The organism is Streptomyces sp. NPDC057543 (assembly GCF_042801895.1).
Taxonomy (GTDB): Bacteria; Actinomycetota; Actinomycetes; order Streptomycetales; family Streptomycetaceae; genus Streptomyces.
Genome location: NZ_JBHVFF010000008.1, coordinates 57503 through 70198, shown reverse-complemented (window position 1 = coordinate 70198; position 12696 = coordinate 57503). Strand labels below are relative to the sequence as shown.

General features: G+C 69.6%; 12 protein-coding genes and 2 pseudogenes. 1 reads left to right on the top strand and 13 read right to left on the bottom strand.

Going from position 1 to position 12696, the window contains the following annotated elements:
* Positions 1–31 precede the first annotated feature (31 nt).
* The 3 genes from ACFU8Q_RS03140 to ACFU8Q_RS03130 all read right to left on the bottom strand — a co-directional run bounded on the left by ACFU8Q_RS03140 (position 32) and on the right by ACFU8Q_RS03130 (position 1829).
* The gene (locus ACFU8Q_RS03140) at positions 32–1042 is read right to left on the bottom strand and encodes a helix-turn-helix domain-containing protein (RefSeq protein ID WP_384447104.1); all 1011 of its coding nucleotides are present in this window, start codon (positions 1040–1042) and stop codon (positions 32–34) included.
* Positions 1043–1240: 198 nt separating this feature from the next.
* Complete coding sequence (locus ACFU8Q_RS03135) at positions 1241–1630, bottom strand: DUF4190 domain-containing protein (protein ID WP_384447102.1); 390 nt, start codon at positions 1628–1630, stop codon at positions 1241–1243.
* Between the two features lie 37 nt (positions 1631–1667).
* Positions 1668–1829 carry a hypothetical protein gene (locus tag ACFU8Q_RS03130; protein WP_384447100.1) on the bottom strand — a complete coding sequence of 54 codons (162 nt, stop codon included), beginning with the start codon at positions 1827–1829 and terminating at the stop codon, positions 1668–1670.
* A 117-nt stretch (positions 1830–1946) separates the two neighbouring features.
* On the opposite strand from ACFU8Q_RS03130, the gene ACFU8Q_RS03125 reads away from it, so the two are divergent.
* Complete coding sequence (locus tag ACFU8Q_RS03125) at positions 1947–2588, top strand: TetR family transcriptional regulator (protein WP_266905361.1); 642 nt, start codon at positions 1947–1949, stop codon at positions 2586–2588.
* Between the two features lie 108 nt (positions 2589–2696).
* On the opposite strand, the pseudogene ACFU8Q_RS03120 reads toward ACFU8Q_RS03125, so the two are convergent.
* The 10 genes and pseudogenes from ACFU8Q_RS03120 to ACFU8Q_RS03075 all read right to left on the bottom strand — a co-directional run.
* Positions 2697–2750 (bottom strand): annotated as a pseudogene (locus ACFU8Q_RS03120) (hypothetical protein); the annotation flags it as partial.
* A gap of 65 nt (positions 2751–2815) precedes the next feature.
* A pseudogene (locus ACFU8Q_RS03115) lies at positions 2816–3166 on the bottom strand (helix-turn-helix transcriptional regulator); the annotation flags it as partial.
* 45 nt (positions 3167–3211) lie between these two features.
* A complete protein-coding gene (locus ACFU8Q_RS03110; RefSeq protein ID WP_384447098.1) occupies positions 3212–4078 on the bottom strand; it encodes a thioesterase family protein in 867 nt (288 codons plus the stop codon).
* 134 nt (positions 4079–4212) lie between these two features.
* Entirely contained in the window at positions 4213–4884 is a 672-nt protein-coding gene (locus ACFU8Q_RS03105) for a trimeric intracellular cation channel family protein (protein ID WP_384447097.1), read from the bottom strand.
* A gap of 18 nt (positions 4885–4902) precedes the next feature.
* Entirely contained in the window at positions 4903–6216 is a 1314-nt protein-coding gene (locus tag ACFU8Q_RS03100; protein ID WP_384447113.1) for an ABC transporter ATP-binding protein, read from the bottom strand.
* Between the two features lie 35 nt (positions 6217–6251).
* Positions 6252–7352, bottom strand: coding sequence for an ABC transporter ATP-binding protein (locus tag ACFU8Q_RS03095; RefSeq protein ID WP_384447095.1), 1101 nt, complete (start codon positions 7350–7352; stop codon positions 6252–6254).
* Positions 7349–8350, bottom strand: coding sequence for an ABC transporter permease (locus ACFU8Q_RS03090; protein WP_384447111.1), 1002 nt, complete (start codon positions 8348–8350; stop codon positions 7349–7351). Before ACFU8Q_RS03090 ends, ACFU8Q_RS03095 begins: the two co-directional genes overlap by 4 nt.
* 145 nt (positions 8351–8495) lie before the next feature.
* A complete protein-coding gene (locus ACFU8Q_RS03085; RefSeq protein WP_384447093.1) occupies positions 8496–10277 on the bottom strand; it encodes an ABC transporter substrate-binding protein in 1782 nt (593 codons plus the stop codon).
* Positions 10278–10372: 95 nt separating this feature from the next.
* Complete coding sequence (locus tag ACFU8Q_RS03080; protein WP_384447092.1) at positions 10373–11377, bottom strand: ABC transporter permease; 1005 nt, start codon at positions 11375–11377, stop codon at positions 10373–10375.
* A gap of 526 nt (positions 11378–11903) precedes the next feature.
* Complete coding sequence (locus ACFU8Q_RS03075) at positions 11904–12686, bottom strand: enhanced serine sensitivity protein SseB C-terminal domain-containing protein (protein WP_384447090.1); 783 nt, start codon at positions 12684–12686, stop codon at positions 11904–11906.
* Positions 12687–12696 lie beyond the last annotated feature (10 nt).

The following is a 12696-nucleotide window of genomic DNA, read 5'->3' as shown; positions in this document are numbered from 1 at the left end:
CGACCGGCCCCGGTCGCGGCTTCCGTGCGTCCTACGACAGCCAGTCGCGCCGCGCCGCCTGCCACACCAGCTGCGTACGCGTCTTCGCGCCCGCCCGCTGCATCAGCGCGGTGATCCGGCGCTGCACCGTGCGGTGGCTGACACGCAGTTGGGTGGCGATCGCCTTGTCCGCCACGCCCGCGACGACCAGGGAGAGCAGGTAGCGCTCGTCGTCGGCGAGACTGCCGCCCGGTCCCATGCCGCCGGCGAAGTCGGCCAGCTCGCCCGCCTCCGTGACGTGCAGCGGGGTCCCCGCAGCCCACTGGATGTCGAACAGGGCGACGAGGGCGTCCAGGAGAGTGCTGCTGCGGATGATCGCGGCGGTCGGCTCGCCGCGGGCGCCGGTCGTGCTGCTCGGCATCAGGGGGCAGACGGCGACAGAGCTGTCGACGATGACCATGCGCACGGGGAGTGTGCTGGTGGCGCGGGCCGTTTCACCGGCGCGGATGCCCTGGGCGACGTTGTCGACCATGCCGGGCTGCTCCAGGCAGGCCCGTTCGTAGATCGCCTCGTAGCGGATGCCCTGGGCGAGCAGTTCGAACTCCTCGTCGTTGTCCTGGGCGCGCAGCGCCACGGGATCGGCCTTGCAGAACCATCGCAGGTCGCTGCGGGCCCCGTAGGCGAGTTGGCGCAGCTGCTGACGGATGGCGCCGGCCCCGGTGATCACCTCGACCAGTTGCCCGGCGTCATGGCGTCGGCCGCCCGCCCGGTACTCCTCGGCCAACTGTTCCACGCCACGCCGCGCCCACTCCAGCGCCTCTTGGCCACGCGCCAGCAGGGGCTGCAGCGCCACGTCCGGCGGGACGGGTACGTACCGCATGCCGCCGTCGCCCGGCAGTCGCCCGACCAGGCCTTTGTCATGCAGGGAGGACAGAAGCGACGCCGCCTCGCGTTCCCGGATGTGGAGCCGTTGGACGATCTCGTCCGCGCCCGCACCTCGTACCTCCACCAGGTGGCGGTAGACCCGCTCCTCCGCCGCCCCGATCCCTGCTATCTCCAGCACGCGCCCTCTCCCTCCCCGCAGCCCACCCCGAACGGACGCCCACTGTGCCATCCATGATCGAAATCGAACAGGATGCGGGCGGCCCTGCCGGGCGGTCAGAGGACGGCACGGTTTCCGCGAGCCCGAGGCGGGGCGTACGGCGGGCGCATGGTGTCCCGGGGCCCGCGCACCGCGGCGGCGGGGTCCGCTCCGCCCGGTTCAGCCGCCGAAGTTCCAGGCGACGACGCCGTTTCCGGTGACGAGGAAGGCGAGGACCACGAGGTCGGCGACGCCGAGCGCAAGCCCGAGCAGGGCGCGGCCGCGGCGGGAAGTGGAGCGGACGAGGGCGATGACCGCCATGACGATCGCGGCCGGGCCGAGCAGGATGTTCATCACCAGCAGACCGACGAGCCCGAGCACGAACGAGGCGACGGCCAGCCCGTCGGCGTCCCGGGTCCGGGCGCTGCGGCTGCCCGGCCGGGTCGCGGTGGTGGCGGCGGCCACAGGATCGGGGCCGGCTTCGGGGCCGGCCACAGGGCCGGTTTCGGCCCCGGCGGCCGTTGTTCCGTCATCCGTTTCCGGGCGGTGGACCGATGCGGTGAGTGTCATGGTGCGGGCTCCTTCTGGTCGGTGCTCGGGACGGCGGTCAGCGCGAACGGCGCTGCGCGCCGGCCCGTTCCCGTACGGCGAAGATCAGCAGCCAGCAGCCGATCACGGCGGCCAGCGCGAGGGACAGCGGCAGCGGCAGCTGGACCACCGCTCCGAGCACGACCCCGAGCAGGAGCAGGGCGACGACGAGGACGATCATGTTCAGCCTTTCCGCAGGCTCTCCACGAGCACTTGAGAGTACGACTGTTCACTGACTTGTCAGCCTAGACCCGTCCGCCACTTCCCCGCCCCGGAGAACAGTTGTTTACTGAATGGCATGAGTCACACCGTCGGCGTCCGCCAGACCCAGAAGCTGAGAACCCGTCAGGCACTGCTGGATGCCGCACTCGGACTCCTGGAGCACCAGAGCCTCAGCAGCCTCGGGCTGCGCGAGGTGACGCGGGCCGCGGGCGTCACGCCCACCGCCTTCTACCGGCACTTCGACGACACCGCGGCGCTCGGTGTGGCGCTCGTCGAGGAGGCGCTGGGCAGCCTGCACGGGATGATCGGGGCGACGCTCGCCGAGACCGGTGACAGCGAGGAGCGCCTGGACCGCAGCATCGAGCTGATCATGCGCCATGTCGGCGAACAGCCCGCCCACTTCCGTTTCATCGCCCGTGAACAGCACGGCGGCGTCGGCCCGGTCCGCGGGGCCATAGCGGCCCAACTGCGGCGGTTCGCCGAGGAGGTGGCGGCCGCGCTCGCCGAGGAGCCGGAGTCCCGGGGCTGGAGCGAGGAGGACCTGCTGATGCTCGGCGGCCTCTACGTCGACCACATGGTGATCACCGCGTCGGCGCTGCTGGACGCGGGGCCGGAGGGCGAGCGGGAGGTGGCCGGGGTGGCCCGCCGCCGGCTGAGACTGGTCACCCTCGGCAGGCGGCACTGGCTGGACGACGCGGGCGGAGCCGATACCCCTTAGGGCCCCTCGTACGGATCACGGTGTGCCCGCCTGTCCGTACAGCGCCACTACCGCCGCCGCGCGGCGGGCGAGGACGTCCCGCGCCTCGGGCGGCGAGAGCACTTCCACGTTCGGGCCGAAGGAGAGCAGGGAGCGGGCCCACTCGACCGAGTCGACGGTCAGCTCGGCCCGCAGCCACTCCCCGCTCTCCTCCGGGCACGGCTCCCCCGTCAGCGCCCCGGCGTGCAGGCGACGGGCCGGTGGGGTGCGGGCAGGGCGGCCATCACCTTGCGCAGCGCGGAGCCGAGCGCCTCGTCGAGGCCGAGCGCGGCGTGGGCACCCTCGGCGGCGAGGACGAAGAGGGCGCGCGCCTCGTCGGCGGTGAGCCCGGTGACATCGGTACGGAACCCGGGCAGCAGCACGATGCCGCCGTGCCGCCCGCGTTCGGCGTAGACCGGGACGCCGGAGGCGGAGAGCGCCTCGATGTCCCGGTAGATGGTGCGTACGGAGACTTCGAGGCGCTCGGCGAGCTCGGTGGCCGGCACCAGGCCGCGGGTCTGGAGCAGCAGGAGGATCGAGAACAGCCGGTCGGATTTCACCTCACCAGCTTTTCCCGGCCACTGCCCCTTCCCCGCCGCCGGCCGTCAGGAGCGCGGTGCGCGTGCCAGCTGGCGGGACTGGGCCACCAGCCGGTCCGCGCTGTCCCAGACGTCCGCGTCCTCCTCCAGGAAGCCGCCCGCGAGGTTGCGGGTGGTGATGGAGACGCGCAGGGGGCCGGGGGCGGGGCGGCAGCGGATGTGGGTGGTGAGCTCGATGGTCGGCGTCCAGCCCTTGAGGCCCAGTTCGAACGAGGTGGGCGGCAGCGCGTCGACGGTGAGCAGCAGCGAGAGCGGATCGGCGTCGCGGCCGTCCGCGAGACCGAACCAGCCGCGCATCTCGCCCTTACCGGAGGGTGCGCCGACGGCCCAGCCGACCGTCGCCGGGTCGAGCTGGATGTCGAGCCGCTCGGTGATGGCGGAGCTGCCGGGAATCCGGGCCGGGCCGTCGCCCGGGCCGAGGCAGTGCGCCTGCGGCGGGATGGCCGGCGGCTTCGCCGATGTGCGGACCTCGTCGGACAGCGCGTCCAGATCGCCGTAGGTGGCGAGGACCCGGATGCGCTCGACCTCGGTGCCGTCCTCCGCGTACTGGAAGAGGGAGGCCTGACCGGTGGAGAGGGTGCGGCCGGTGCGGACCGTCTGGGTGCGGATCACCGCGGGGCCCGGGACGGACGCGGTGAGGTAGTGCGCGGAGACCGAGAAGGGGTCCGGATGCGGCAGGGCCTCGCCGAGCGCACGGCCGAGCATGGCCAGCAAATAGCCACCGTTGACCGCACGGATGATCGTCCATCCGGCGGAGAGTTCCGCGTCGTAGACGCCTTCCTCGCGAAGGATGACGGCGGTGTCGCGGTCGAACTCGCTGTCCCCGATGGTTGCCTGCGCGGTCCGCGCCACCCGCTCTGCTGCCTGTGCCATGCCATGCACCGTACACTGATTGTATTACTGAGCGGTAGCTTTCTGATGGCCGAAAGATCTCGGCGTTCGGCGTCGGCGCGGGATCTGTCGGGCGCGGGGCCAGTCGGGCGGGAGAACTGTCGGCGCGGGACTTGTCAGGTGGCCTCGGACCCCTCCTCGGGCGTCGCCGACCGCCGGTTGTAGGCGCGCGGGGCACGCCAGTGGTAGCGCATCGAGAGCAGCCGCAGCACGAAGGCCGTGATCACCGCGGCACCGCTGGTGAACCCGTTGAGCACCTCGAAGCGGATGCACAGCACGATCACCGTGGCGCCGACGATCGCGGGCACCGCGTACAGGTCGCGGTCCCAGCGCAGCAGCGAGGGCACCTCGTTGGCCAGGACGTCACGCAGCACACCGCCGCCGACCGCGGTGGCCAGGCCCAGGGCCGCCGACGCGGTGAGGCCGAGGCCGTAGCCGTACGCCTTGACCGTGCCCGTGACGCAGAACAGCCCGAGGCCGGCCGCGTCGAAGACGTTGACGCCCACCTGGATCCGTTCGACCTGCGGGTGCAGGAAGAACACCAGGAAGGCGGCGAAGAGCGGGGTGGTGAAGTAGCCGAGATCCGTGAAAGCCGCAGGCGGGACCGCCCCGATGACGATGTCACGGAACAGCCCCCCGCCCAGCGCGGTCACCTCGGCGAGTACCGCGATGCCGAAGACATCGAAGTTCTTGCGTACGGCGAGCAGTGCGCCGGAGATCGCGAAGACGAAGATTCCGGCGATGTCGAGCGCATGCTGGACGGAGGACGTGAACAGTTCGTTGAGCACCGGGCAATTGTGCCGGTACTACTCCTTCGGGCTGTCCTCCGGCGTTTCGGGCGATGCGGCGCCGTCGCCGGCCGCGTTCTCGCCGGCCGCGTTGCCCTGGGCCCGGCTCTCCTCCGCCGCGTTCTCCTCCGCCGCGTTCTCGTCGGCCGCGTTGCCCTCCGCCGCGTTCTCCTCCGCCGCGTTCTCGTCGGCCGCCGGCTTCCGTACGGCACCGGACTCCGGCTTCCCCACCGCGACGACCTCGATCGCCTCGCGCGCGGCCGCCGTCACCGTCTCGCCGGGTACCTGGTCCGGCGCGTTCTCCGGATGGTGGCAGGCCACCTGGTGCCCGGTCTTCAGCGCGACCAGCGGCGGCTCCTGCGTCTTGCAGACCTGCGTCGCCTTCCAGCACCGGGTGTGGAAGCGGCAGCCGCTGGGCGGCGAGATCGGCGACGGCACGTCGCCCTTCAGCAGGATGCGCTCACTCTTGGCCGAGCGGCGCTTCGGGTCCGGGATCGGGACCGCCGAGAGCAGCGCCTTGGTGTACGGGTGCATCGGAGCCTTGTAGAGCGACTCGCGGTCGGCCAGCTCCACGATCTTGCCGAGGTACATCACCGCGATCCGGTCCGAGACGTGCCGGACGACCGAGAGGTCATGGGCGATGATCACGTATGTCAGACCCAGCTCGGCCTGGAGATCGTCGAGCAGGTTCACCACCTGCGCCTGGATGGAGACGTCCAGTGCCGACACCGGCTCGTCCGCCACGACCAGCTTGGGGTTGAGCGCGAGCGCGCGGGCGATCCCGATGCGCTGACGCTGACCGCCGGAGAACTCGTGCGGATAGCGGTTGTAGTGCTCGGGGTTGAGACCCACGACCTCCAGCAGCCGCTGCACCTCCTTCTTGACGCCGCCCTCGGGCGTGACGCCCTGCAGCTTGAAGGGGGCCGACACGATCGTGCCGATCGTGTGCCGGGGGTTCAGCGAGGAGAACGGGTCCTGGAAGATCATCTGCATGTCCCGGCGCATCGGGCGCATGGCGCCGACGCCGAGGTGCGTGATGTCCTGGCCCTCGAACTCGATCTTCCCCGCGGTGGGTTCGAGCAGCCGGGTGACCAGCCGGCCCATCGTCGACTTTCCGCAGCCGGACTCCCCGACGACGCCCAGGGTCTCGCCCGAGTGCACCTCGAAGTCGATCCCGTCTACGGCCTTCACGGCACCGGCGCTGCGCTGCAGCAGCCCCTTCTTGAGGGGGAAGTGCTTCTGCAGCCCGGTCACCTTGAGCAGCACCTCGCGTGAGGCGGCGCCCTTGACCGTCCCGCCGCCCCCGGCAGGCCTCTGCGCCGGAACGTCCACGCCCTTGTCCTCGCTCGTCACGGCCTTGTCCTCGCTCACAGCTTGGGCGCAATCTCTTCGGTCCAGATACGCTCCCGCTGCTCCTGCGACATGTGGCAGGCCGCCCAGTGCCGGCTGCCGACCTCCTGCAGCTCGGGCCGTACGGTGCGGGTGACGTCGTCCTTGGGCACATCCGCGTACGGGCAACGCGGGTTGAAGGCACAGCCCGACGGGATGTTGATGAGCGACGGCGGCGAACCCTTGACCGGGATGAGCCGGTCGGTCTGGTCGCGGTCGAGACGCGGCATCGAACCCAGCAGACCCCAGGTGTAGGGGTGCCGGGGCTCGTAGAACACCTGCTCGGCCGGTCCGCGCTCGATGCAGCGCCCGCCGTACATCACCAGGATGTCGTCGGCGAGCTCCGCCACGACCCCCAGGTCGTGGGTGATGACGATGACCGCGGAGCCGAACTCCTTCTGCAGATCCCGGATCAGGTCGAGGATCTGCGCCTGGACGGTGACGTCCAGCGCGGTCGTCGGCTCGTCTGCGATGAGCAGCTCGGGGTTGTTGACCAGCGACATGGCGATCATCGCGCGTTGGCGCATCCCGCCGGAGAACTCGTGCGGGTAACTGTCGACGCGCTTGTCGGGCTGCGGGATGCCGACCCGGTCGAGCATCTCGATCGCCCGCTTGCGCGCGGTCTTCTTGTCCACGTCGTGATGGACCCGGTACGCCTCCACGATCTGCTTGCCGATCGTGTAGTACGGGTGCAGCGCGGACAGCGGGTCCTGGAAGATCATGGCCATGTCGCGGCCGCGCAGCTTGCGCACCTCGTCGGGGTCCGCGGACAGCAGTTCCTTGCCGTCCAGCCAGATCTCGCCGGAGAGCTGTGCCTTGCGCTTTCCGTACTGGCCCGCGGTGTGCAGGCCCATGATGCCCAGCGACGTGACGGACTTGCCGGAGCCGGACTCGCCGACGATACCGAGGGTCTTGCCCTTCTCCAACGTGAAACTGAGCCCGTCGACGGACTTGACCAGGCCGTCGTCGGTCGGAAAGTGCACCTTCAGGTCGCGCACGTCGAGGAAGGCGGTGGGAGCGGGCGAGCCGGCCGGGGCGGGTTCGCCCAGTGCGGCACCGCTCTTGTGCAGTTCGGTCATCCCAGCCTCACTCGCGGGTCGATGACGGCGTACAGAATGTCGACGACGAGGTTGGCGACGGCGATCGCGAGAGCCGCGAACAGTGTGACGCCGAGGATCACGGGCAGGTCCTTGTTGCTGATGGCCTGGACGGCCGCGAGCCCGAGCCCGGGCAGGTTGAAGGTGGACTCGGTGAGGACGGCGCCGCCGAGGAGCACGCCGATGTCCAGGCCGAAGACGGTGAGGATCGGCGTCATCGCGGAGCGCAGGGCGTGCCGGGTGATGACGGTCCCCTCGCCAAGGCCCTTGGAGCGGGCGGTGCGGATGTAGTCCTCACCGAGCACGTCGAGCATGGTGGCTCTGGTGAGCCGGGCGTACATCGCGGCGTTCAGGAAGGCGAGCACGATCCACGGCAGGATCAGGCTCTGGAACCAGGTGCCGATGCCGTCGTCCGTGGAGAGGTTGTCGGCGATGTGCACCCAGCCGAAGTTGTGCACGAACAGGCCCATCGCGACCATGCCGGTGAAGAAGATCGGCAGGGAGACGCCGGCGAGGGCGGTGGTCATCGCGGCACGGTCCCAGATGGTGCCACGCCTGAGCGCGGACACGACACCCGTGGCGACGCCGCCGATGAGCCACAGGACGCAGGCACCTGCGGCAAGGGCGCCGGTCACGGGCAGGGCGTCCTTGAGGGTGGTCCAGACCGGCACTTCAGTGCGGAAGGAGTAGCCGAAGCAGGGTGCTGCGCAGTGGGTGACGTCGTCACCGTTCGCGTAGTCGCGCCCCATCGGGATGCCCTTGACGAAGTCCCAGAACTGGACGAGGAGGGGGTCGTCGAGACCCAGTTTTATCCGGATGCCCTGGAGCTGCTCGGCACCGGAAGCCTTGCCGGCGAAGAGGACTGCGACGTCCTGACCCGCCCACTTGGGCAGCATGAAGAAGATGGTGAAGGTCGCGAGCAGTACGACGAGCACCATGATGACTACGGCGAACAGGCGCCGGATGAGATAAGCAAGCACTGTGCGCGGCCCGCCGGTGGCCGGGAACCCCTTGTGGGGGCTCCCGGCCACCGCCCCGGGCCATCACCTGCCCTTCGGACTGGCGGGTTTCGGCGGCGGTGGAGCAGTCAACCGGGTTGACTGCACATGCTGTTGACTACAGCGATTACTTGACGACGCCGAGCGAGACGTAGTCGTAACGGCCGTTGTACGCGTCGGCCATGTAGGCGTTCGTCAGTCGCTTACCGCGCCAGGTGATGTTCTTCTCGTAGATGAAGGGCATCCAGTCGGCCTGGTCCAGGATCCGCTTGTCGAGGCTCTTGTAGATCTCGCCGGCCTTGACCGGGTCGGTCTCCGCGATCGCGTCGTCGAAGATCTTGTCGATCTGCGGGTCCTTGAGCTGCGACTCGTTGTAGTTACCGGTCTCGGACAGGAACCGGCTGTCCCACAGCGGCTGGCCGAAGCCCTGGCCGGACGGGAAGTCCGGACCCCAGCCGCTCATCGTCATGCCGTAGCCGCGCTTCTTCACGACGGACGGCGAACCGGTGATGCTGGAGGCCTCGGCGCCGTCGATCGGGTCGACCTCGATCTTGATGCCGACCTTGCCGAGCTGCTCCTGGAGCGCCTCGGCGGTGTCGACCTCGCCCGGGTTGTTGTTACGGGCGCTGAGCTTGGTGGAGAAGCCGCCCGGCTTGCCGCAGGCCTTCAGCTCTTCCTTGGCCTTGGCGGCGTCCGGCTTGCCCTTGCGGGCGAGGACACCGTACGGGTCGTAGTCGCTGTGGCCCTTGATGGAGGCCGGCAGGGTGCTGTTGGCGATCGCGCCACCGGCGATCTCGCCACCGCGGGTCTGCTGCAGGGCCGCGAAGTCCGTGGCGTAGAAGACGGCCTTGCGGCAGTGGACGTTGTCCAGCGGCTTCGCCGTGTGGACGAGCGCGACGTAGCGGACGAAGGACGTCTGCATGTTGTCGACGCTGTCCTTGTGGTCCTGGACGGCGGTCACACGGCCGGACTGGGTCATGCCGGTGCCGTTGAGGTCGACGTCGTAGTCGCCCTCCATCAGCTTCTTGTCGTTCTCCTCCAGGTTGGCGGAGATCGTCACCGTGACCTTGTCCGGGAGCGCGGCACGGACCGGGTCCGAGGACTTCTGCCACTTGTCGTTGCGGACGAGCACGATGCTCTTGCCCGGCTTGTACGTCTCGAACTTGTACGGGCCCGAGGAGAACGGCCGCTGGGTGTACTTCGCCTTGGTGTCCTCCGACGCCTTCACGGGCGAGCCGGACGGCATGGCGAGGAACTGCTCGAAGTCACCGTTGGGCTTGGGCAGCTTGAAGATGATGGTGTTGTCGTCGGGCGTCTCGATCGCCTTCAGACCGAGCTTGTCCGCGGACGTGTCCTTGTACGGGCCCTTGTACTCGTGCTTGGGGTCCAGCGTCTGCATCAGGTACTGCGGGCCACCGGTGATGGTGTCCGTCGCCCAGATGCGCTCGATGCCGTACTTGACGTCCTTGGAGGTCAGCTTGGAGCCGTCCTCCCAAGTGAGGCCGTCCCGCAGCTTGTACGTGTACGTCTTGCCGCCGTCCGAGATCACACCGGGGCCGGTGGCGAGGTCGCCGACCAGCTTGGTGGAGGCGGCGCCGGGCTTGGCGTCGTACGTGACCAGCTGGCGGGTGTAGAAGCGCATGAAGTCCCAGGCCATGCCGTAGTAGGCACGCTGGGGGTCGGCGGAGTCGAGGTCCTGCTTGCCGACCATCTTCAGGGTTCCACCCGTTTTGGTGGACGGGTTGGCGACCTTGTTGAACGCCGCGTTGAAGCCGGCGCCCTTCGCCTTGCTGCCGCCGCCGCTGCCGCCGTCATCGCCGCCGCCGCCGCACGCCGAGGTGGTCATCAGCGCCGCGACCACGAGAGCCGCACCAGCGGTGAGCCGTCGTTTCGAGGTAACTGTGGACATTTTCTCGTAACCTCCGAGATCGCGGTCCCAGGCCATTGCTTGCCGGAGAACCATGGGAAGAGCCACCTGACAGTGCGGCAGGGGCAAGTCGTGGGCTATCGGGTCCCCTTGGGATCCAGGGCGTCGCGCAGCCCGTCCCCGAAGAGGTTGAAGGCCAGTACGGTGATGAAGATCGTCACGCCCGGGAAGACCATGAACATCGGGTCGTGCTCGTACGTCTCCAGGGCGTCCCGCAGCATGCCGCCCCAGGAGGCCGTGGGCGGCCGGACACCGGCGCCGAGGAAGCTGAGGGCCGCTTCGGTGAGGATGTTGGTGGGGATCATGAGCGTCGCGTAGACGGTGATCGGCGCCACCAGGTTCGGCAGCAACTCACGGAAGAGGATGTGCCCGCGCCCCCCGCCGAGGCTGCGCGCCGCCTCCACGTACTCGCGCTCGCGCAGCGAGAGCGTCTGGCCCCGGACGATGCGTCCCACGTACGGCCAGCCGAAGAATCCGATGACGGCGACGAGTACGGCGATGCGCACCCCGCTGCCGGTGAGGCCGAGCAGATCGTCGGGGAGGACGGAGACGAGGGAGATGATGAACAGGAGCTGCGGGAAGGACAGCAGCACGTCCATGACCCGGCTGATCACCGCGTCGACCCAGCCGCCGAAGTAGCCGGCGATGATCCCGAAGAGCGTGCCGAGCGCCACCGCGACCAGGGCCGCGAGGAAGGCCACGAGCAGCGAGATCCGGGCGCCGTAGACGATCCGGCTGAAGACGTCGCGCCCCTTGTTGGGCTCGACGCCGAAGAGGAAGTCGCCGCTCACGCCGCCGAGGGAACCGGTGGGGAGATTGGTCAGCGGGTCGAGCTTGTCCTGGTGGAAGTCGTTCGGCGGGTGCCCCAGCAGGCCCACGATGAGGGGGGCGAAGATCGCCACCACGATCAGGACGAGGACAACGATGCCACCCGTCAGCGCGACCTTGTCCTGCTTCAGGCGGTTCCAGGCGATCTGCTTGAGAGACCGTCCCTCGACCTTCTTCACCCCGGAGTCGGCTGCGGGACCACTGGTCGCGATCGGGTCCGCTTCCGTGGTCGGCTCATGCAGTGGTGCCGTCATCGTGGCAAGGACCCCTCTCAACCGGCGGTGGCCGGGCCGAACTGGCCGCTGTGGCGGCACGGATCAGTCAGTCGTACACAGAGGCGGCAGGACGCCCTTGCTGCGGGAGTCTTCATTGCTGTTGCGCGCGGTAGCCATACCGTCAGGCGAATGGATGCCTAACCGTGATGCGGTCAGGGGTGTTCCGTTATCCGGACGGATGTGAACGCCCGCCGAACACAGGTCAGTTGAGGCGGAAGGGGGCACGTGCGTAGATTCACGTCGCTTTCACCACCAGACGCCCCCAGCACGGAGATCTCGGACATGGGGTGCGGGAAGCCACGCGGAGGGTTCCGCGAGGTGCGCACGGGAGCGCGGAGACATGCGGAAGGGGAACGCGGGCCGGGATTCGGGGAGTTGATGCCGGATACGTACGTTCGTTCCGGCAATCAGGGCCATACGCATGCATTCCCGGCACACCCGGCACGTACACCTGCCGTCCCGGGTACGCCGGGGTGCGCCGGTACGAACACGACCGCCGGCAGGCTCAGTACGCGCCCTGCGGCGGCGGGTAGCCGTAGCCGGCCGCCGGGGCCGCCGGGGCGTGCGCCTCGCGGTCGTAGAACGGGCGGGTGTTGGCGCGCAGCCACATCGCGACCGGGTCGTACTCGTCGGACATCGCGACCGTGGAGACGGGCAGCCCGTCCGGGACCGCGCCGATCGACTGCTGCATCATCGCGCGCACGGCATCGACCGAGGGCTGGCTCGTGTCGTAGAGATCGAGGCCGATGGCGAGATACGGGACCCCGAGCGCGGGCTGTACCCAGGCGCGGCGCAGCGAGCGGATCGCGGGGGTGTGGTGGGCGTTCTGCGTGAGCAGGGCGTAGAACTGCGGGATCTCGATGGCCGGCTCGGTGAGCCGGAGCGGGCCCGCGGGCATCCGGTCGAGGCCGGTGGCGATCCGACGCAGGTCCAGCCAGGGGATGCCGACACCGCCGCCCGGGGCGTGCGGGTTGAGCCAGATGCCCCAGCGGTCGGGGAAGAGGGCGCGGGCGATGTCGCGACCGGCGACGAGCTCATGGGCCCGGTTCCAGCCGCTGGCGGAGAGCTCCTGGGCGGAGGTCACACAGGGGGCGTAGCCGAGGCCGTCGACCTCCATGTTCCCGTACTGGGCGTCGGGCGAGCCCGCCTGACCGTGCCAGAGGAGCATCCAGATCCGGTCGTTCGCGAGGGCCTGCAGCAGTGCCTCGTACGCGTCGTAGCGCCCGGGCGTCACTTGGCGCAGCATGTGCTCGACCTGCCCGGCCGCCGCGGTGCCTGACGCACTCACCTGGTCCCGC

What these genes read in the sequence shown, in the direction of transcription:
- ACFU8Q_RS03110 (WP_384447098.1), bottom strand. Translation starts at nt 4,078, where the DNA reads ATGGCACAGGCAGCAGAGCGGGTGGCGCGGACCGCGCAGGCAACCATC.
- ACFU8Q_RS03095 (WP_384447095.1), bottom strand. Translation starts at nt 7,352, where the DNA reads ATGACCGAACTGCACAAGAGCGGTGCCGCACTGGGCGAACCCGCCCCG.
- ACFU8Q_RS03125 (WP_266905361.1), top strand. Translation starts at nt 1,947, where the DNA reads ATGAGTCACACCGTCGGCGTCCGCCAGACCCAGAAGCTGAGAACCCGT.
- ACFU8Q_RS03135 (WP_384447102.1), bottom strand. Translation starts at nt 1,630, where the DNA reads ATGACACTCACCGCATCGGTCCACCGCCCGGAAACGGATGACGGAACA.
- ACFU8Q_RS03080 (WP_384447092.1), bottom strand. Translation starts at nt 11,377, where the DNA reads ATGACGGCACCACTGCATGAGCCGACCACGGAAGCGGACCCGATCGCG.
- ACFU8Q_RS03130 (WP_384447100.1), bottom strand. Translation starts at nt 1,829, where the DNA reads ATGATCGTCCTCGTCGTCGCCCTGCTCCTGCTCGGGGTCGTGCTCGGA.
- ACFU8Q_RS03085 (WP_384447093.1), bottom strand. Translation starts at nt 10,277, where the DNA reads ATGTCCACAGTTACCTCGAAACGACGGCTCACCGCTGGTGCGGCTCTC.